Consider the following 18,018-nt stretch of genomic DNA (forward strand, 5'->3'; position numbering starts at 1 on the left):
ACTCACATTATTTAGCCAGTTCGGCACGCAGTTTGTGGGTTACGTTCATCATCACTTGGAGTTGTTCCAGAGTTTCTTTCCAGCCACGTGTTTTCAGGCCGCAGTCTGGGTTAACCCACAGACGTTCAACCGGTACAACCTCGATGGCTTTGCGCAACAGGTGCTCAACTTCAGCTTCAGTCGGTACGCGTGGGCTGTGGATGTCGTAAACACCTGGGCCGATGTCGTTCGGGTATTTGAACTCGCCGAACGCAGTCAAGAGCTCCATGTCGGAACGTGAAGTTTCGATGGTGATGACGTCAGCGTCCATGGCGGCGATGGCAGGCAGGATGTCGTTGAACTCAGAGTAGCACATATGAGTGTGGATTTGGGTGCTGTCTTCGCAACCGGTAGAGGACAGGCGGAAAGATTCACCGGCCCAGTTCAGGTAGGCATCCCAATCGGCACGTTTCAAAGGCAGACCTTCGCGGATGGCAGGTTCATCAATTTGGATGACTTTGATGCCGGCTTTTTCCAGGTCCAATACTTCGTCGTTCAGAGCCAGTGCGATTTGTTTGCACACGGTAGAGCGAGGAATATCGTTGCGGACGAAAGACCATTGCAGAATGGTTACAGGACCGGTCAACATACCTTTCATCGGGCGTTTGGTCAGGCTTTGAGCGTAAGTAGACCAAGCCACAGTCATGGCTTCAGGACGGCTTACGTCACCGAAGATGATAGGTGGTTTAACGCAGCGTGAGCCGTAGCTTTGTACCCAGCCGTATTGGGTGAATGCAAAACCGCTCAACAGTTCGCCGAAGTATTCAACCATGTCGTTACGCTCAGCTTCGCCGTGTACCAGTACGTCCAAGTCCAGTTTTTCTTGCTCTTCAACCACCAAGGCGATTTCTTTTTTCATCGCAGCTTCGTAATCGGCGGCAGACAGTTCGCCTTTTTTGAAGGCTGCGCGTGCTTGGCGGATTTCGGTAGTTTGAGGGAAAGAACCGATGTTGGTAGTCGGCAGCAGAGGCAGGTTCAACCATGCTTGTTGCGCTTTGATACGGTCGGCAAATGGAGATTTGCGTTGGTCTGCGTTGGCAGGCAAATCGGCCAGGCGTTTGGCAACGTCTGCACGGTGGATTTCGCTGCTGTTGGCACGGGAGTCGGCAGCAGCTTGGCTGGCAGCCAGTTCTTCGGCAACGGAATCACGACCTTCGTTTAATGCGGCTTTCAGAACGCGCAATTCTTGGGTTTTTTGCAGGGTGAATGCCAACCAAGAGTACAGGTCAGGTTTGTTGGCTTTCAGTTTTTCTTCAACTGACAAGTCAAATGGAGTGTGCAGCAGAGAGCAAGAGCTGGAGATCCACAAACGGTCGCCCAGTTTGGCTTGCAGAGGCTCAACAGTTTCCAAAACTTTGTTCAGGTTGGCGCGCCAAATATTGCGGCCGTCGATAACGCCGGCAGACAGAACTTTGTCGTAATCGGCAAATGCGTCCAGTTGCTCAGGAGCGCGTACCAAGTCGATGTGCAGGCCGTCAACAGGCAGGGATTTCAGCAAAGCAGCGTGTTCGGCAACAGAACCGAAGTAAGTGCTCAACAGGATTTTGGCGCTTACTTTGCTCAAAGTAGCGTAAACGTCTTTGTATGCTTCTACCCATTCTTTAGGCAGGTCGACAGTCAAAGCAGGCTCGTCGATTTGAATCCACTCGGCACCTGCTTCAATCAAAGCAGTCAGGATTTCAACGTAAACAGGCAACAGTTTAGGCAACAGGCTCAGACGGTCGAATTCAACAGCGCCTTTTTCTTTACCAACCCACAGGAAAGTCAACGGACCAACAACGGTCGGTTTGGCTTTCAGGCCCAAAGCTTTGGCTTCTTGCAGCTGTTGAACGTAGTGTTTGGCGTTGGCTTTAAATTCGGTATCGGCGTGGAATTCAGGCACCAAGTAGTGATAGTTGGTGTCGAACCATTTGGTCATTTCGATAGCGAATTGGTCTTTATTACCACGGGCCAGTTGGAAGAATTGTTCCAAAGACAGGTTTTGGCTGTCGAAGCCGAAACGGGCAGGGATGGCACCGGTGGCAACTTGCAGGTCGAGGATGTGGTCGTAGAAAGTGAAATCACCTGCAACAACGAAATCAGCGTTGGCAGCAGCTTGGTGTTTCCAGTTTTTCTCGCGCAAGTCTTTAGCAACAGCCAGCAATTCTTGCTCGCTGATTTCTTTGCGCCAGTATTTTTCTTGTGCGAATTTCAATTCGCGGAAGGCACCGACGCGCGGGAAGCCTGAAAAATGCAATGTTGTCATGTTAACTCTCCTAGTTGGAATTTTTAATCAGGCCGGTATGGCCTGAATGTTCGATATTGTAAATCAGAATGGGGAGGCCGTCTGTTTTATTAACGGGGGCGTACACCCAAAATATGGCAGATGGCGTAAGTCAGTTCGCTGCGGTTGAGGGTGTAGAAGTGGAAGTCTTTGACACCTTCGCGAGAGAGGACTTTGACCATGTCGATGGCGATGCTGGCGGCAACAAGGTTGCGCGTGCCTTGGTCGTCATCCAAACCTTCGTACATTTTAGACAGCCAGCTTGGGATTTTGACATTGGTCACTTGGGCCATTTTGGTCAATTGCTTGAAATTGGTTACAGGCAGGATGCCGGGAACGATTTCAACGTCGATGCCCATCATCACGCAACGGTCGCGGAAGCGCAGATAGCTTTCCACGTCAAAGAAGAATTGGGTGATAACGTGGTTTGCACCCGCATCGATTTTGCGTTTCAGATTGATCAAGTCGGCTTGGGCGGATTTGGCTTCCGGGTGCACCTCTGGATAGGCCGCTACGGAAATATCAAAGTCGGCCACGGAGCGCAACAGTTTGACCAAATCTTCGGCATAGAAAGGTTTTTTCTCGTAGCCGGGCGGCTCGTCGCCACGTAGGGCAACAATACGGCGGATACCGCTGTCCCAATAGTCTTTGGCAATTTGACGCAACTCGTCAGGGCTGGCATCGATACCGGTCAGGTGGGGGGCGGCGTCAAGGCCGGTTTCTTGTTTGATGCGTTTGACGATACTGTGTGTGCGATCGCGTTCGCCGGAGTTTGCACCGTAGGTTACGGAAACGAATTTCGGATGCAAGGTTTGCAGGCGATGGATGGAATCCCATAGCATAGTTTCCATTTGTTCGTTTTTCGGCGGGAAAAATTCGAACGAAACATTGATGTCGCCTTTCAAATCAGAAAGGCTGTTGTTTAAAGCAGCGATTTCTCGAGCGTGATTCATGCTTATGCACCTTCTGCATATCTTTTATTTGTTGTCAGACTGCATAATAAATTTGAGGTCAGTATGAGTCAATTTCGAAATTTTCCGAAATTGTATGAATAGATTTAATAAAGACCTCAGGCCGTCTAAAAAACAGCCTGAGGTCTTGTTTGATAGGGAAGGGGGTAAAGATTATTCTGCTTCATCTATCCATGCTTGTTGCACGGCTTCAAGAATACGCTCGCCGCAACGCGCAGGATCATCGTCAAATTCAGGCAAAGCCATAATCAGATCACGCAGTTGGGTAAAGCGTACGGTTTTCGGATCGATGCTGTCGCCGTGTAAGTCGTAGAGTTCTTCGGCGATGCGTTGGGTATCTGTCCATTTCATGATGTGTTCCTTTATTGGGTTTGGGCTATTAGTAATTATTTTAATCAAGAAGAAGTCGGACTGCCAGATTGTTTTACGGAAGATGGGCAGATAAATAATGATGTTATTTTTTAACAAAATAGCATATTTGCGTTAAAATACGGCAAAACACTTAAAAACTTACGGCATATTCTCTTTGAATCTGCTGTTTTGCACTTTCTATTCCGTTTTGAATGATTTGGTTTTCGTGCAAAATTTACATTTAGCTATGCAACCAAATTTTTTGGAATAGCTCTTAAGAAAATCCATCGCTTAAAAATAAAAGGAAAAAAGATGAATAACGCACTCAACGCCAAATTGTCCAAACTGATTTACGCGCTTGCTTCCGATGATCCGGAGTATCTGTCTAAAGCAGGCGCATTTGACCGTTTGCTGTTGTTGGTTCGCGAATTTTATCGGATGCTGGACGAAACAGAAGGTTTGAAGCAGCTGGTGTTCCGTCTGTATTACGGCAAGCACTATGGCTTAATTAAACTGGATGCCGCTTCACCTAATGACGATGTAGGCGCATTGAGGTTGAAACGTTGGATGGTTTATTCGCGGATCGCAGAGCGTATCGAAAAGTGCGGCAAGCATTTGTCGGTCGTGCTTGAAGATGCGGTGTTGGAAAATGGCGCAAACAAATCTCATTATATAGATGAAGCCAATGCCATTATCGAGCGTTTCGGTTTGGTAAGGGATGAGGCTGCACTCTCGGCCATCGAGGCAGAGGAAGCGTTGAAAACAGAGCAAGAGTTGCAGGCGACAAGCGAGCCTCAAAAATCTGCTCCTAAGCATCACGGCAATCTGCATCAAATCAGAATTCAAGAAAAAATCGAAAATTATTCTGCTACTCAGAAAGTGGCTGCCATGCAGATTTCCCGTATGCGTTTTATTTTTCCTCATATCGAATAGTTTGGGAAGTAACCAAAAGGCCGTCTGAAACCATAACCACATGGTTTCAGACGGCCTTTTTCATTAAACCTTGTTTTAATGGTCTTCACGCGCGTGGTTGATGGTGTATTTGGGGATTTCGACCACCAAGTCTTCATCGGCAACCACCGCCTGACAGCTCAAGCGTGAATCAGCTTCCAAGCCCCATGCCTGGTCGAGCAGGTCTTCTTCCAATTCGGTCGGTTCTTCCAAGCTGTCGAAGCCTTTGCGGATAATCACGTGGCAGGTGGTACAGGCGCAGGATTTTTCGCAGGCGTGATCGACTTCGATATCATGGTCGAGCAGTACGTCAAGGACGGTTTGGCCTTCCGGTGCATCTTCGATAACCGCGCCTTCGGGGCATAATGTCGCGTGTGGGAGTACGGTAATTTTTGGCATTTTTATTGTCTCGGTTGTTTAAGAGTGGTTGTGGTTAATGTGGTTTCAGACGGCCTTGGGTATTCAATATTCAGGCCGTCTGAAAAATGGGTTTATAACATGATGCCTTTACTTCTTAAATTTTCCAGACATTCGTCCAAGTAGGCATCATCATGTTCGGCATAAATCGGCGAAGTAGCTGTTTCAGTCGCGTGCGAATGGTATGGGGCAACGACTTTGCCGCGATATAGCGGGTCTTTCCATAAAACGTCAGGCTTGTAGCCGCGCTTTTCCATCTCTTCCATAATCAGTGCGTGATACAGATAGAGCTTGTAAGGCGAATGGATGAAGACATAATTCACCGTCGCGTGCGGCCTGCCCCAGCCCGCCCCGCGTAAAGCGGCGCATTCACGGTGTTGCCCCAAAAGCTGGGCGCGGGGGAGTAGGGGAATAAGGGTTTGATGCCAGAGTCTCATAAAAGAAATCGTTTCGGTTTTTGGATATTAGATAGACGACCTTTGTATCTTTCGAGGCCGTCTGAAACTGTTTAGGCATCAAATATTATCAACGCTTTGACCTGTCAGCGCACGTTGGATGTTGCGGTTCATGCGCTTGGCGGCGAAGTTGTCGGTGCTGTGGCTGAGTTTGGCGACGGCGGCACGGATGTCTTCGGCTTTGCCGTCTTTCAGACGGCCTTGCAAAGCGGCGATGTCTTGTTGAATCTGTTGCAATTCTTCGGCTTCCAATAAATCGCTGTCCAACTCAAGGGCGGCGTTGACAGCGTCGGTCAGGCTTTCGGCTTCGACTACGGCTTCGGCGCGTGCGCGTGCGGCCATGTCTTCGGCGGCGTTGCTCATGCTGTCTTTGAGCATTTGGGTGATGGTGCCGTCGTCTAAGCCGTAGGAAGGTTTAACTTCGATTTGCGCCTGTACGCCGGTGCTTTGCTCTTGTGCAGAAACGGACAGCAAACCGTCGGCATCAACTTGGAAGGTCACGCGGATACGCGCTGCGCCTGCTGCCATGGGCGGAATACCGCGCAGGGTAAATTTGGCAAGGCTGCGGCAGTCGGAAACAAGTTCGCGCTCGCCTTGAACGACGTGTATCGTCATGGCAGTTTGACCGTCTTTGAAAGTGGTAAAGTCCTGCGCGCGCGCGGTAGGAATGGTGGAGTTGCGCGGGATAATTTTTTCGGCAAGACCGCCGTAGGTTTCCAGACCAAGCGACAAAGGTGTAACGTCAAGCAGCAGCCATTCGCCGTCGGTTTTGTTACCTGCAAGGACATTTGCCTGTATGGCGGCACCGAGTGCGACCACTTCGTCAGGGTTGAGATTGTTCAGCGGAGTTTGTCCGAAGAAGGTGGCGACCGCTTGTTGGACATGCAGCATACGGGTAGAGCCGCCGACCATAATCACGCCCTTGACATCGGCCTTGGTTACGCCGGCATCTTTCAAAGCCTGTTTGACGGGTTCGATGGTTTTTTGTACCAGATTTTGGGTCAGGTTGTGAAACTCTTGGCGGGTAATGACGGTATGAATTTTATGGCCGTCTGAAAGTGTGGTTTCGATGACGGCTTCGGTTTGAGTGGTCAGTTTTTCTTTTGCGGTACGAACAAGGGAAAGCAGAAGTTGGCTGTCTTGTTCGTTGAGTTTGGAGAGGTCGTTTTGTTCGAGCAGGTAGCAGAACAAACGATGATCGAAATCGTCGCCGCCCAATGCGCTGTTGCCGCCGGTGGCTTTCACTTCAAACAGGCCTTTGGTCAGTTGCAATACGGATACGTCGAATGTGCCGCCGCCCAAGTCATAAACGACAAACGTGCCTTCTGATGCGTTATCCAGTCCGTAGGCGATTGCGGCGGCAGTCGGCTCGTTGAGGAGGCGCAATACATTCAAGCCTGCCAAACGCGCGGCATCTTTAGTGGCTTGACGTTGAGCATCGTCAAAATAAGCGGGTACGGTAATGACGGCGCCGACCAAATCGCCACCTAATGTTTCTTCGGCACGAGACTTGAGGGCTTTGAGGATTTCTGCCGATACTTCGATAGGCGTTTTTGCACCTTGACGGGTGTTTAACTCGACCACGCGCTCATTGGGTGTAAATCGATAGGGCAGGTATTGCGCCTCTTGTGCGAGGTCGGTAAGGGTGCGGCCGATCAGGCGTTTGGCAGAGCTGATGGTATTTAGCGGATCGGTTTTTTGGGCGGAAAGGGCGTTTTTGCCGACTTCAACTTCGCCATCCAAATAACGGACAACTGAAGGCAGGGTGGCGCGGCCGTCTGAATCGGGCAGGCAGACTGCGCTGCCGCTGCGGACTGTGGCAACCAAGCTGTTGGTTGTGCCTAAATCAATGCCTACGGCGAGGCGGTGTTGATGGGGGGCGGCGGACATGCCGGGTTCTGAAATCTGCAAAAGAGCCATGATTGTGTGCCTTCTGATGCTGTATTTATTAGGATGGGGCAGATTTTAGCAGATTTTTGGCAGATAGTTGAGTGGATTGCTAGGAAATAACCATAAGGCCTAATGTTGTTTTTTTAATTGAAAAGAAAGTGGATTTTGAATCCGGACTTGTATTTTTTAAGAAATGCGGATAAAATTCAGCCTCTTTGCCTTGCCTTTTACTTCGCATGGTGAAAGGCTGTTTTTAATCATCCATAAGGAGATAACATGCGTCATTACGAGATCGTGTTTATCGTTCATCCTGATCAAAGCGAGCAAGTGCCTGCTATGGTTGAGCGTTACAAAACCATGATTACTGAAGCCAGCGGTAAAATCCACCGTTTGGAAGACTGGGGCCGTCGTCAATTGGCTTACCCAATCAACAAAATCCACAAAGCACACTATGTTTTGATGAATATCGAAACTACTCCTGAAGTGGTTGAAGAGCTGGAAACTGCTTTCCGCTTCAATGATGCCGTACTGCGTCACCTGACCATCAAAACAAAACACGCTGTAACTGAAGCTTCCCCAATGCTGGGCGGCGAAAAAGCAAAAAACTTGCTGAACGGTGCAGCTGAAGAAGTTGCAGCAGCCGAATAAGATTGGACAATCTGATTAAGCTTACCGCCCGTATCTTGCAGGTTCAGCCTTTGAGATATACGCCGGCAGGAATTCCTGTTTTAGATGTTGTGTTACAACATGAATCTTGGCAGGAAGAAAACGGACAGAAATGTCTGGTCAAATTTGAAATTCCTGCGCGGATTTTAGGTAAGCAGGCTGAGGAATGGCAGTATCGGCAAGATGCCGTCATCGAGTCGGAAGGTTTTTTGGCGCAACGCAGCCAACGCTTCCCCAAGCCGGTACTACGCATACAGAACATTAAAGAATATAAAGGTTAAACGACAATGGCTCGTCAATCATTCAAACGTAGAAAATTCTGCCGCTTTACGGCTGAAAAAATCCAAGAAGTTGATTACAAACAAGTTGATTTGTTGAAAGACTTCATCTCTGAAAACGGCAAAATCATCCCTGCCCGCATTACTGGTACTAAAGCACACTACCAACGTCAGTTGGCTACTGCTGTGAAACGTGCCCGTTTCCTGGCTCTGTTGCCTTACACCGATCAACACAAATAATTTTGGAGTTTAAATCATGCAAATTATTCTGTTAGAAAAAATCGGCGGTCTGGGTAACTTGGGTGACATCGTTACCGTTAAAAACGGTTACGCACGCAACTTCCTGATCCCTGCCGGTAAAGCAAAACGTGCAACCGAAGCCAACATGAAAGAATTCGAAGCACGCCGCGCTGAATTGGAAGCCAAACAAGCTGAAATCTTGGCTGATGCTAAAGCACGTCAAGAAAAACTGGAAGGCCAAACCATTACTGTTGCTCAAAAAGCCGGTGTTGATGGTCGTCTGTTCGGTTCTGTTACCAATGCTGACATCGCCGAAGCGATTGTTGCTGCCGGTATCCAAGCTGCTAAAGCAAACGTACGTCTGCCTAATGGCCCATTGAAAGCTGTTGGAGAATACGAAGTTGAAGTGGCTCTGCACACTGACGCTGTTGCTAAAATTACCGTTGCTGTTGTTGCAGCCGCTGAGTAATTGATTCATTCAAGGCCGTCTGAAAATCAAGGGTTTCCTTGGATTTCAGACGGCCTTGTTTATGTGCTTGAGCCGAAGCAAATAGGTGTCGAGTTGTCTATATTTTTGGCTGATTAAAAAGTATGGCGGTTGGCATAGAGAGATGATGTGTTAGACGAATATTCTTTCGTATTCGGATTTATCATAGTATTTAATAAAGAGATTATTTATGAATAAAATCAAAATCTTTGGGATGGGTCTGGCTGCTTTGGCTCTGGCTTCATGTAGTACCCCGCAAAAGCCTGCTGTTGATACGGCAAAACCTGTTGAGCCTGTTTCCTCTGTAAAACGACCTGTATTTGATGCTGCGGCTGAATCTGTTGCCAGCAGCGGTTTTAATGAGAACGTCAATGTTCAGCAGTTTATCCAATATGAAGTGAAAAACCGCCGTTTCAGTGCGGAAGAATTGCGCAATTTCTTTAATGGCGCGGTGTATAAAGGCAATATTATTACCATTATGTACCGTCCAAGCACTTCGCGTCCTTGGTATGAATTCCGCACCGGTAACTCTGGTGCAGCCAAATTTAATGGCGGCAGACAATTCTATGCGGCAAACCGTGCCGTAATCGATGATGTGGCACGCAAATACGGCGTACCTGCCGAATTAATTGTGGCGATTCTCGGTATCGAAACCAATTATGGCAAAAATACGGGCAGCTTCCGCGTTGCCGATGCTTTGAGTACATTGGCCTTTGATTATCCTCGCCGTGCTGAGTTCTTCCAAAATGAATTGAGCGAACTTTTGCAGATGGCAAAAGAAGAAAAAGAAAATATCTTTGACTTCAAAGGCAGCTATGCCGGCGCGATGGGTATGCCGCAATTTATGCCTTCCAGTTACCGTAAATGGGCGGTGGACTATGATGGTGATGGTCATCGCGATATTTGGAATAATGTTGGCGATGTGGCGGCTTCTGTCGCCAATTATATGAAACAGCATGGCTGGCAGCCCGGCGGTAAGATGGTTGTACCGGTAAGTCTGACGATTACTCCGCACTTGCAGGCGATTATTGATGAGAAAACTGCCTTGACGCGTACTGTCGCAGATTTCAAAGCCTTGGGTGTCATGCCTCAAGCTGCTGTTGCGGATAATGAAAAGGCTGTATTGTATGCTTTGGAAACCAGCCCGGGCGTATTTGAATACTATTTGGGTCTGAATAACTTCTACACAGTATGGCAATACAACCACAGCCGCATGTATGTAACAGCGGTACGCGATATTGCGAATGCAATCAATAACAATGGCCTGTAAGCCATAAGAAAACCACCCTTCGGGGTGGTTTTTAAATATTGAGGATTTGTAAGGGGGTTAAGCCATCAGTCTGATTTTCATGGCGTAACGTTTTTTGCTGTGCCCTGAAACAAATTGTCCGCCTCTTGCAGGAGATAAAAACGCATTGCCTTCTGCGGTTGGCTCTGCACAAGTATATTGGCCGTTTCGATCGCTCCAAAGAGCATACACAGGCAGATTGTGGGTACGGATATCCAGTTTCAAGCCGTCAAATGCAACGTGTGCATCCTGGTCGGAGGAAACAAATTCGGTATGGGAGATATAGTCGGCATCGTATGGCGCGCCGTTGAAATCAAATTGTGTGCCGGCGGCGGTAAAGTAGGGGTGAAATCCCAGAGACGTGCGGACGGGTGATTCACCGTAATTGCAGACAGTTAGGATGGCGATGGCTTCATTTTCGTTAGGCAGACTGTAATCAAGCAACCATTTGACGTGTTCATAGCCTTTTTCTGTGCTGATTAATTTCAAGCCGATATCCGATTCATTTTGATGGCGGATTTCCCAGTCTGAAGTTCTGCCGAAACCATGTTGGGCCAGATGATTTTTGCTGTCCGGTCCGAATTTGGGTAAGCAAACGTGCATACCACCGCGTAATTTTGTGTCATTAGCGACTTGGACGCTGGTTTTCGGAAATAAGACTTCCCGTCCTTTTAGAATCAAGGAATCAATATATCCGCCCATTGTATTGACTTGCATAGTGGCTGATTGGTTGCGTAGTATGATTTCGGACATGATGTTTCAAACTTCAAATTACTTATCATTTATGTAGCACTCTAACATTGCAATGACATGCTGTCGCCGTAGCCTTGATAGAAAATCCTTAATAAAAATCAAAAAAATGCTAGAATATATGCCATTTTCTGAGGCCGTCTGAAAAGCGGATAATTCTTTTCAGACGGCCTTCCGATTTATTTCCCGTAGAGAAACAACATGGCTTATCAAGTTCTTGCACGAAAATGGCGTCCGAAAACCTTTGCCGATTTGGTCGGTCAGGAACACGTCGTCAAAGCCCTGCGCAACGCGCTGGACGAAGGCCGTCTGCACCATGCCTATCTGCTGACAGGGACTCGCGGTGTGGGTAAGACCACGATTGCCAGGATTTTGGCCAAGAGCTTGAACTGCGAAAATGCCGTGCATGGCGAGCCATGCGGTCAGTGTGAAAGCTGTACGCAAATCGACAGCGGCCGTTATGTGGATTTATTGGAAATCGACGCGGCATCGAATACCGGTATCGACAATATCCGCGAAGTGTTGGAAAACGCACAATACGCGCCAACTGCGGGTAAATACAAAGTCTATATCATCGACGAAGTGCATATGCTTTCCAAAAGCGCATTCAATGCCATGCTGAAGACTTTGGAAGAACCGCCTGAACACGTTAAATTCATTTTGGCAACCACCGATCCGCACAAAGTCCCCATTACCGTATTGAGCCGTTGTCTGCAGTTTGTGTTGCGCAACATGACAACGCAACAGGTTGCCGAGCATTTGGCGCATGTCTTGGATCGTGAAAACGTTCCTTATCAGCCGCAGGCTTTGCAGCTTTTAGGACGTGCCGCCGCCGGCTCGATGCGCGATGCGTTGAGCCTTTTGGATCAGGCGATTGCCATGGGTTCGGGTAAAGTGGCCGAACAAGATGTCCGCCAGATGATCGGAGCGGTCGATAAACAATATTTGTTTGAATTGCTTGAAGGAATCATCAATCAAAACGGTGAGGCCTTGCTGGAAAAAGCTCAGGAAATGTCCGCCAGAGCGATTGGTTTTGACAGCGCATTGGCAGAATTGGCCATGCTGTTGCAACGTTTGGCTTTGATTCAAACCATTCCTTCTGCCTTGGCAAATGACGACCCTGAACGTGAAACTTTGCTGCGATTAAGTCAGGCTTTGAGTGGTGAGCAGATTCAGCTTTATTATCAATGTGCTATTCATGGCAAACAGGATTTGCCGCTGGCTCCGGATGAGTATGCCGGTTTTGTCATGACGCTTTTGCGCATGCTTGCATTTGCGCCGTTGGCCGCTTCGGGTTGCGATACGCAAAGTCAGATTGAACACACGGATTTGCATTCCGACCATCAGAAAGCTGAGGCCGAAAAAAAGCCTTTTCAGCTGCCGAAATCTGAGCCGATAGCAGCACCGGCGGTTGAGAAAGAGGCTGTTCCGACTAAACAGGATATCGTTGAAAGGCCGTCTGAAGAAACTATTCAGTCTGCTCAACAACAGGGGGATGTCCCGCCTTGGGAAGACATGCCGAGCCAAGTATCGGCTGAGCCGCCTCAAACACAAACGGCGCAGATGCAAGAAGCGGAGGCACCATTGCCTGTTGCAAAAGTTCAGACGGCCCCTGAACCGGAAGAATATCCGCACATAGATGAGGAAATTCCACCTCCGTATTTTGATGAAGCATATGCATATGAAGATTCACACCGTGCTGATGTGATGGAAGTACTGCAGCCGGTTGTGTCTGAAGAAGAGGAGGGAGATGAAGAAGAGCTTCAGTTCGCTCCTTTGCCTGAGTTTAAAACTGAGAATTGGCACAGCATTATCGAACGATTTGCCCGTAAATTAGGCGCGGCGCAGATGTTGGCGCAAAATGCGGCATGGACGGGTTATGATGCGGAAGCAGGATTAATCATGCTGTCGTTGACGGATGAGGCCAAAGCCACTGCTAATAAAGAGCGCTTGGATAAAATCTGCCAGACGTTGAGCGAGGCCTATCATCTTGGCAATTTAAGGCTGCAAACCGAGCCTTGGCAAGATGATAAAGGCTGGGAAACGCCGGTGATGCGCCGCAAACGTATTCAAGAGGAAGGGCGGCAGCAGGCGCAAGATTTGCTGGAAGCGGATACGACGGCGCAGAAAATCTTGCAAACCTTTGAGGCGCAATGGCTGCCGGATTCTTTAGAGTTGGCAGGACATTCTTAACATACTGATATACAAGGCCGTCTGAAAGGCAATAGCGTTTTCAGACGGCATGAGTGAAACCCATTTATTCAAACCCATAGGAGTAAAACATGTTTGGAAAAGCCGGATTAGGCGGCCTGATGAAACAGGCTCAACAAATGCAGGAAAACATGAAAAAGGCACAAGCCAAGCTGGCTGAAACCGAAGTTGAAGGTGAAGCAGGCAATGGTTTGGTGAAAGTCGTGATGACGTGTTCCCACGTTGTCCGCAAACTTGAAATCAGCCCTGATTTGATTCAAGAGGCTGCTGACGATAAAGAAATGCTGGAAGATTTGGTATTGGCTGCCATCAATGCTGCTTCTGAAAAAGCCGAAGAAACCACCAATAAAACCATGGGCGCATTCACCCAAGGCCTGCCTGCAGGCATGGGAGATTTCTTCCGTTGATTTAAAATCAATAAAAGGCCGTCTGAAGCCAGATTTGGGTTTCAGACGGCCTTTTTTATTATGAGGATTCAGGGCTTTCTTTGGGGAAGAACAATCGTTCTTTATTGATATAAAAAAGCCTGAACAGAAGTTCAGGCTTTTAAAATTTGGCTCCCCGACCTGGGCTCGAACCAGGGACCTGCGGATTAACAGTCCGTCGCTCTACCGACTGAGCTATCGGGGAATGGGGCGTATTATAATGGCTGGAAAAAATGTGTCAATCCATATTTTCAAGAAAATGGTACAAAATATTTCAAATGTTTGAATGTTAAAAATATTTTGTAATCAAGTTTCACAGGCTTCCAGCCGTTTCAGACGGCCTTTAGTATTTGGCGTTAACCAATTTGCCGTTTTGGAACACTTGCTGCTGCATCACGGTGCCGTTGTAGGCGTAAGTGGTCAGCGAGCCGTTGCTTGGTGTGGTGCGGAACTGCATCAGCTGGTTGCGGCTGAGGACGTAGGGGTCCGTGCGTTTTTGGCTGTTGTCGCTGTAAAAGTCTTGGACGACATATTCGTTGTTGCGTTTGCTGATCAGTTGGCGATGGAAGCCGCCTTTGACTGCGCTGTTGCTGGGTGTGCCGTGTGCATCAAAATAGGTCACGATTTGTTCTTCTGAGATACGGATGCCGTCTGAATCTGTGCCTTTGGTGGTTTTGGTTTTGTCCAAGCCTACAGGGATATTGATGGATGTACCCAAGCCGACATGGCGGCCAATGCTGGTGCCGACGCCTAATCCGACGGAAACGCCAGGCGTGCCGACTGTACATGCGCTGAGTGAAGCGGCCAAAAGGGCTGGTAAGAGAACTTTTTTCATAATGTGTATCCTTGTAATAAGAAATGTTTGTAATGTGGGAAGTATAGTATTTTTGCGGGGTGGCTGGTGTTAGTATTGGTAAAAGGGCGCAAGGCCGTCTGAAAAACAAGATAGAAACGGATATATCATTCTGGTGTAGAATGTGCCGGAATAATGATTTAATAAGAATGTGAATGAATAATGAAAACTTTGAAATTTACGAAGATGCACGGCTTGGGCAATGATTTTATGGTGGTCAATGCCATCGAACAGGACTTTGATCCATTGGCTGCGCCGCTTGCTCAATGGGCAGACCGCTATCGCGGCGTGGGTTTTGATCAGTTTTTGGTAGTGGAGAAGCCTTCTTCTGATGCGGTCGATTTTCGGTACCGTATTTTCAATGCCGATGGTCGGGAAGTAGAGCAGTGCGGCAATGGAGCGCGTTGTTTTGCGCGTTTTGTCGCGGATAAGGGGTTGACGGATAAAACGGAAATTTTGGTCGAAACGGCCAAAGGGATTATTGTGCCGAAGCTGCTGGATAACGGTTTGGTTACCGTCAATATGGGTAAACCGCGTTTCATGCCGTCTGAAATTCCGTTTGTGCCTGCACATGGTGAAAATGAAGATTCGTTGACACATATTGTCTTGGTCGGTTTGGAGTCTGTACCGGTAAGCTGTGTGAATATGGGTAATCCGCATGCGGTAATTTTGGTTGATAATGTTGAAACCGCACCAGTAGAGCATTGGGGCAGCGCTATTGAATCGCACGAGCAGTTCCCTGAGCGGGTCAATGTCGGTTTTATGCAGATTGAAGATGAGTTGTCAGTCCGCCTGCGCGTGTTTGAACGCGGGGTGGGGGAAACTCAAGCTTGCGGCACTGGAGCGTGTGCGGCCGTGGTGGCAGGCGTGCGCAATGGCTTGCTGAAAGCGGGTGCGCCTGTGCGTGTTACTCTGCCTGGAGGTGAATTGTTTATCAGTTGGAAAGAAGGTGGCGATGTGCAAATGACCGGCCCTGCGGAAACCGTTTTTGAAGGCGAGTTGCAGTATTCATGATGGTTTCTTTGGATTTTTGGTTTGCCGTCGCGTATGCTGCGGTATCGTTGGCATTTATTTTTCGCGCACAGCGGTTTCAATGGCTTTGGGCTACGGTGTTGTTGTGGCTGGGGATGTCGGCACTGGGTGCACGCTTGTTGCCCGGAATGTGGGGCTTTACGCATACGGGCCCTTTGTTCATCCCTCATTTTTATCTGACAATCGCCAGTATTTTCTTCTTTATTGATGACTGCAGTAAAACGGAAGACAAAAAGTTTTGGTCGGCAGGCGAATATGCCGGTTTGACCTTATTTGCGGTTTCCAATGTCGTCATGACTTTGGCTTTTGTTTTCTTGGCAGGCGTGGTTTATTTCATCTTGCCATTGGCAGGCGCGGTTTTTGCATGGGCGGCCTTGCTGAAAATTTATGCCTTGAAACCGATTTATTGGTTTGTTTTGCAGGGTGTGTTGATGCTGGTGTTTTATCTGCACCGCGTAGTCGTGTGCAGGCAGTCGGCGGCTTTGTTTAGTGCCACTCAGCTGCAAATGGGTTGGCTGGTTGCGGTTGTCATGCAGGCTGTGGTTGCCATGGCTTTGATTTTTGAACGGGGTGGATATTAATTTATCCAAACTAAAAGTTATAACGAAAGAAATTTTCGGTATTGGTTTTTCAGACGGCCTGAGTTTAATATGCAGGCTATATCACATCTAAATCTGGAGCAGGAAATGAAAATTGCAAATAATATTACTGAGCTGATCGGCAACACGCCTTTGGTGAAATTGAACCGTCTGACCGAAGGTTTGAAAGCGCAAATCGCCGTTAAGCTTGAATTTTTCAATCCGGGCAGCAGCGTGAAAGACCGTATTGCCGAAGCCATGATTGAAGCGGCGGAGCAGGCCGGTAAAATCAATAAAGATACCGTTATCGTTGAGGCGACCAGTGGCAATACCGGTATCGGTTTGGCCATGGTGTGCGCGGCCCGCGGTTATAAATTGGCCATCACCATGCCTGAAAGCATGAGTAAAGAACGCAAAATGCTGCTGCGTGCGTTTGGTGCAGAATTGATTTTGACTCCTGCTGCCGAAGGCATGGCAGGCGCTATTGCCAAAGCCCAATCTTTAGTGGACGAACATCCGGGCACTTATTTCATGCCGCGCCAATTTGATAACGAGGCCAATCCTGAAGTTCACCGCAAAACCACTGCCGAAGAGATTTGGCGCGATACAGACGGTAAAGTGGATATTTTCGTGGCCGGTGTGGGTACTGGCGGCACGATTACCGGCGTGGGCGAAGTGTTGAAAAAATACAAACCCGAAGTTCAAATCGTGGCTGTCGAGCCTGAAGCTTCTCCGGTATTGAGTGGTGGCGAAAAAGGCCCACATCCGATTCAAGGTTTGGGCGCAGGCTTTATCCCCAGCGTTTTGAATACGACTGTTTACGACAGTATTGTCAAAGTACCTAACGAAGCAGCGTTTGAAACTGCGCGCGCTATGGCTGAAAAAGAAGGCATTTTAGTAGGTATTTCTTCCGGTGCCGCGGTATGGAGCGCATTGCAACTGGCTAAAAAAACTGAAAACGAAGGCAAGCTGATTGTTGTCTTGTTGCCATCGTATGGTGAACGCTATCTTTCTACGCCGCTTTTTGCTGATTTGGCATAATATAGGATTGTTGTTAAAAGGCCGTTTTCAGACGGCCTTTTTTGCGTATGGGCTTGAGATATCGTATGAAATCTGTTGTAATTCAGTTAATGAGCTTTGAATACCGTTATTCAAAAGTTGGTTTCTTCAACGAATCATGCTTATAATGCGCATTATGAAAAAATACATTCTTCCTATCCTTGCTGTGGCGGCACTTGCCGGTTGTGAATCGATTTATGTTCCAACATTGAAAGAAGTGCCAGTTCGACCAACCAACGTCAAGAAACCTAAGGCTGATTCACAAGTTTCAGCTACCGGTTATCATTTGGCTCCTTCGCATTGGGCAGATGTTTCCAAGATTCATGATGAAGCACGTCGCTTGAGTACCCAAGTGAGCCAAGGTAGTCTGACCAAAGTTCAGGCTGCCCAATATTTGAACCGCTTCCGTATCCAACAAGTGGGACGCAACTCCGTCGATGACAGTATGTACGAAGTTTATCTGCGTTCTGCCGTTGACAGCCAGCGTGGTGAGATTACTACCGAACAATCCAAACAGTACATCCAAGGTGCTTTGCGTGGTTGGCAGCAACGTTGGAAAAACATGGATACCAAGCCAAGCAATCCTGCGTTTACCAATTTCCTGATGGAAGTTATGGGTATGCAACCTTTGAAATAAAAAAGTCATAAACTGAGAAGGCCGTCTGAATATTCAGACGGCCTTCTTCTCATATTTATATATGTGTAGTCGAATTGTATCCAATTAAGAACCAAACAGCTTGAGACCTTTGCAAAATTCCTTTTCCCCCGACAGCCGAAATCCAAACATAGGTTTTCGTCTATTTCCGCTCCTAAT

Annotated in this window: 20 protein-coding genes and 1 tRNA gene; 12 read left to right on the plus strand and 9 right to left on the minus strand. The window is 48.0% G+C overall.

Annotated features, from left to right (window positions below; genetic code table 11):
• Nucleotides 1–7 precede the first annotated feature (7 nt).
• The 3 genes from metE to iscX form a co-directional block, all read right to left on the minus strand.
• On the minus strand, nucleotides 8–2,284 hold the full coding sequence (metE, locus tag ACTHR7_RS09915; protein ID WP_440370744.1) for a 5-methyltetrahydropteroyltriglutamate--homocysteine S-methyltransferase: 2,277 nt from the start codon (nucleotides 2,282–2,284) through the stop codon (nucleotides 8–10).
• Nucleotides 2,285–2,373: 89 nt separating this feature from the next.
• Nucleotides 2,374–3,255: a methylenetetrahydrofolate reductase gene (gene metF, locus ACTHR7_RS09920; RefSeq protein WP_049323818.1), complete on the minus strand. Its 882-nt coding sequence runs from the start codon at nucleotides 3,253–3,255 to the stop codon at nucleotides 2,374–2,376.
• A 171-nt stretch (nucleotides 3,256–3,426) separates the two neighbouring features.
• A complete protein-coding gene (gene iscX / locus ACTHR7_RS09925; protein ID WP_003682097.1) occupies nucleotides 3,427–3,624 on the minus strand; it encodes a Fe-S cluster assembly protein IscX in 198 nt (65 codons plus the stop codon).
• 312 nt (nucleotides 3,625–3,936) lie between these two features.
• Between iscX and ACTHR7_RS09930 the strand changes: the two genes are divergently transcribed.
• Nucleotides 3,937–4,557 (plus strand): hypothetical protein, encoded by a 621-nt coding sequence (locus ACTHR7_RS09930; RefSeq protein WP_440364983.1) that lies wholly within the window; start codon nucleotides 3,937–3,939, stop codon nucleotides 4,555–4,557.
• Between the two features lie 75 nt (nucleotides 4,558–4,632).
• On the opposite strand, the gene fdx is transcribed toward ACTHR7_RS09930, so the two are convergent.
• The 3 genes from fdx to hscA all read right to left on the minus strand — a co-directional run bounded on the left by fdx (nucleotide 4,633) and on the right by hscA (nucleotide 7,367).
• Complete coding sequence (gene fdx, locus ACTHR7_RS09935) at nucleotides 4,633–4,974, minus strand: ISC system 2Fe-2S type ferredoxin (RefSeq protein WP_003686005.1); 342 nt, start codon at nucleotides 4,972–4,974, stop codon at nucleotides 4,633–4,635.
• Between the two features lie 92 nt (nucleotides 4,975–5,066).
• A complete protein-coding gene (locus ACTHR7_RS09940; protein ID WP_440364984.1) occupies nucleotides 5,067–5,429 on the minus strand; it encodes a TIGR02328 family protein in 363 nt (120 codons plus the stop codon).
• A gap of 78 nt (nucleotides 5,430–5,507) precedes the next feature.
• Nucleotides 5,508–7,367 (minus strand): Fe-S protein assembly chaperone HscA, encoded by a 1,860-nt coding sequence (hscA, locus tag ACTHR7_RS09945; protein WP_440364985.1) that lies wholly within the window; start codon nucleotides 7,365–7,367, stop codon nucleotides 5,508–5,510.
• A gap of 246 nt (nucleotides 7,368–7,613) precedes the next feature.
• Here hscA and rpsF point away from each other — a divergent pair, with 246 nt between their 5' ends.
• The 5 genes from rpsF (at nucleotide 7,614) to mltB (ending at nucleotide 10,278) form a co-directional block, all read left to right on the plus strand.
• Entirely contained in the window at nucleotides 7,614–7,985 is a 372-nt protein-coding gene (gene rpsF / locus ACTHR7_RS09950; RefSeq protein ID WP_003686150.1) for a 30S ribosomal protein S6, read from the plus strand.
• The gene (priB, locus tag ACTHR7_RS09955) at nucleotides 7,982–8,284 is read left to right on the plus strand and encodes a primosomal replication protein N (protein WP_377072343.1); all 303 of its coding nucleotides are present in this window, start codon (nucleotides 7,982–7,984) and stop codon (nucleotides 8,282–8,284) included. The genes rpsF and priB overlap by 4 nt, the downstream gene beginning before the upstream one ends.
• A gap of 6 nt (nucleotides 8,285–8,290) precedes the next feature.
• Nucleotides 8,291–8,521, plus strand: a complete 231-nt coding sequence (gene rpsR, locus ACTHR7_RS09960; protein WP_003678863.1) for a 30S ribosomal protein S18 — start codon at nucleotides 8,291–8,293, stop codon at nucleotides 8,519–8,521.
• A 16-nt stretch (nucleotides 8,522–8,537) separates the two neighbouring features.
• Nucleotides 8,538–8,990, plus strand: a complete 453-nt coding sequence (rplI, locus tag ACTHR7_RS09965) for a 50S ribosomal protein L9 (protein ID WP_003678862.1) — start codon at nucleotides 8,538–8,540, stop codon at nucleotides 8,988–8,990.
• Nucleotides 8,991–9,198: 208 nt separating this feature from the next.
• Nucleotides 9,199–10,278, plus strand: a complete 1,080-nt coding sequence (gene mltB, locus ACTHR7_RS09970; protein WP_440370745.1) for a lytic murein transglycosylase B — start codon at nucleotides 9,199–9,201, stop codon at nucleotides 10,276–10,278.
• 57 nt (nucleotides 10,279–10,335) lie between these two features.
• On the opposite strand, the gene ACTHR7_RS09975 is transcribed toward mltB, so the two are convergent.
• Nucleotides 10,336–11,049 carry an aldose epimerase family protein gene (locus ACTHR7_RS09975; RefSeq protein WP_440370746.1) on the minus strand — a complete coding sequence of 238 codons (714 nt, stop codon included), beginning with the start codon at nucleotides 11,047–11,049 and terminating at the stop codon, nucleotides 10,336–10,338.
• A 198-nt stretch (nucleotides 11,050–11,247) separates the two neighbouring features.
• Between ACTHR7_RS09975 and dnaX the strand changes: the two genes are divergently transcribed.
• Both dnaX and ACTHR7_RS09985 read left to right on the plus strand, forming a co-directional pair.
• A complete protein-coding gene (gene dnaX, locus ACTHR7_RS09980) occupies nucleotides 11,248–13,239 on the plus strand; it encodes a DNA polymerase III subunit gamma/tau (protein ID WP_440370747.1) in 1,992 nt (663 codons plus the stop codon).
• A gap of 89 nt (nucleotides 13,240–13,328) precedes the next feature.
• Nucleotides 13,329–13,664: a YbaB/EbfC family nucleoid-associated protein gene (locus ACTHR7_RS09985; RefSeq protein WP_003678854.1), complete on the plus strand. Its 336-nt coding sequence runs from the start codon at nucleotides 13,329–13,331 to the stop codon at nucleotides 13,662–13,664.
• 147 nt (nucleotides 13,665–13,811) lie between these two features.
• Here the strand turns inward: ACTHR7_RS09985 and ACTHR7_RS09990 are convergent.
• Together ACTHR7_RS09990 and ACTHR7_RS09995 are read right to left on the minus strand one after the other, a co-directional pair.
• A tRNA-Asn gene (locus ACTHR7_RS09990) sits at nucleotides 13,812–13,887 on the minus strand.
• A gap of 138 nt (nucleotides 13,888–14,025) precedes the next feature.
• Nucleotides 14,026–14,517 (minus strand): NemA protein, encoded by a 492-nt coding sequence (locus tag ACTHR7_RS09995; RefSeq protein ID WP_440370748.1) that lies wholly within the window; start codon nucleotides 14,515–14,517, stop codon nucleotides 14,026–14,028.
• Between the two features lie 180 nt (nucleotides 14,518–14,697).
• Between ACTHR7_RS09995 and dapF the strand changes: the two genes are divergently transcribed.
• The 4 genes from dapF to ACTHR7_RS10015 all read left to right on the plus strand — a co-directional run bounded on the left by dapF (nucleotide 14,698) and on the right by ACTHR7_RS10015 (nucleotide 17,841).
• Nucleotides 14,698–15,549 (plus strand): diaminopimelate epimerase, encoded by an 852-nt coding sequence (gene dapF, locus ACTHR7_RS10000; protein ID WP_440370749.1) that lies wholly within the window; start codon nucleotides 14,698–14,700, stop codon nucleotides 15,547–15,549.
• On the plus strand, nucleotides 15,546–16,148 hold the full coding sequence (locus ACTHR7_RS10005) for a hypothetical protein (RefSeq protein ID WP_440370750.1): 603 nt from the start codon (nucleotides 15,546–15,548) through the stop codon (nucleotides 16,146–16,148). Before dapF ends, ACTHR7_RS10005 begins: the two co-directional genes overlap by 4 nt.
• 105 nt (nucleotides 16,149–16,253) lie before the next feature.
• On the plus strand, nucleotides 16,254–17,186 hold the full coding sequence (gene cysK, locus ACTHR7_RS10010) for a cysteine synthase A (protein WP_285070790.1): 933 nt from the start codon (nucleotides 16,254–16,256) through the stop codon (nucleotides 17,184–17,186).
• Between the two features lie 154 nt (nucleotides 17,187–17,340).
• On the plus strand, nucleotides 17,341–17,841 hold the full coding sequence (locus tag ACTHR7_RS10015) for a membrane lipoprotein lipid attachment site-containing protein (RefSeq protein WP_371444493.1): 501 nt from the start codon (nucleotides 17,341–17,343) through the stop codon (nucleotides 17,839–17,841).
• The last annotated feature ends 177 nt before the right edge of the window (nucleotides 17,842–18,018 follow it).

The organism is Neisseria sp. P0007.S010, from assembly GCF_051962875.1.
Lineage (GTDB): Bacteria > Pseudomonadota > Gammaproteobacteria > Burkholderiales > Neisseriaceae > Neisseria > Neisseria subflava_A.

Excerpts from the sequence above, each read along its gene's own strand:
- ACTHR7_RS09940 (WP_440364984.1), bottom strand. The coding sequence starts at position 5,429 with ATGAGACTCTGGCATCAAACCCTTATTCCCCTACTCCCCCGCGCCCAG.
- rpsR (WP_003678863.1), top strand. The coding sequence starts at position 8,291 with ATGGCTCGTCAATCATTCAAACGTAGAAAATTCTGCCGCTTTACGGCT.
- rplI (WP_003678862.1), top strand. The coding sequence starts at position 8,538 with ATGCAAATTATTCTGTTAGAAAAAATCGGCGGTCTGGGTAACTTGGGT.
- ACTHR7_RS09995 (WP_440370748.1), bottom strand. The coding sequence starts at position 14,517 with ATGAAAAAAGTTCTCTTACCAGCCCTTTTGGCCGCTTCACTCAGCGCA.
- fdx (WP_003686005.1), bottom strand. The coding sequence starts at position 4,974 with ATGCCAAAAATTACCGTACTCCCACACGCGACATTATGCCCCGAAGGC.
- rpsF (WP_003686150.1), top strand. The coding sequence starts at position 7,614 with ATGCGTCATTACGAGATCGTGTTTATCGTTCATCCTGATCAAAGCGAG.
- metF (WP_049323818.1), bottom strand. The coding sequence starts at position 3,255 with ATGAATCACGCTCGAGAAATCGCTGCTTTAAACAACAGCCTTTCTGAT.
- iscX (WP_003682097.1), bottom strand. The coding sequence starts at position 3,624 with ATGAAATGGACAGATACCCAACGCATCGCCGAAGAACTCTACGACTTA.
- ACTHR7_RS10005 (WP_440370750.1), top strand. The coding sequence starts at position 15,546 with ATGATGGTTTCTTTGGATTTTTGGTTTGCCGTCGCGTATGCTGCGGTA.
- ACTHR7_RS09975 (WP_440370746.1), bottom strand. The coding sequence starts at position 11,049 with ATGTCCGAAATCATACTACGCAACCAATCAGCCACTATGCAAGTCAAT.
- mltB (WP_440370745.1), top strand. The coding sequence starts at position 9,199 with ATGAATAAAATCAAAATCTTTGGGATGGGTCTGGCTGCTTTGGCTCTG.
- hscA (WP_440364985.1), bottom strand. The coding sequence starts at position 7,367 with ATGGCTCTTTTGCAGATTTCAGAACCCGGCATGTCCGCCGCCCCCCAT.
- dnaX (WP_440370747.1), top strand. The coding sequence starts at position 11,248 with ATGGCTTATCAAGTTCTTGCACGAAAATGGCGTCCGAAAACCTTTGCC.
- ACTHR7_RS10015 (WP_371444493.1), top strand. The coding sequence starts at position 17,341 with ATGAAAAAATACATTCTTCCTATCCTTGCTGTGGCGGCACTTGCCGGT.
- dapF (WP_440370749.1), top strand. The coding sequence starts at position 14,698 with ATGAAAACTTTGAAATTTACGAAGATGCACGGCTTGGGCAATGATTTT.
- metE (WP_440370744.1), bottom strand. The coding sequence starts at position 2,284 with ATGACAACATTGCATTTTTCAGGCTTCCCGCGCGTCGGTGCCTTCCGC.
- ACTHR7_RS09930 (WP_440364983.1), top strand. The coding sequence starts at position 3,937 with ATGAATAACGCACTCAACGCCAAATTGTCCAAACTGATTTACGCGCTT.
- cysK (WP_285070790.1), top strand. The coding sequence starts at position 16,254 with ATGAAAATTGCAAATAATATTACTGAGCTGATCGGCAACACGCCTTTG.
- ACTHR7_RS09985 (WP_003678854.1), top strand. The coding sequence starts at position 13,329 with ATGTTTGGAAAAGCCGGATTAGGCGGCCTGATGAAACAGGCTCAACAA.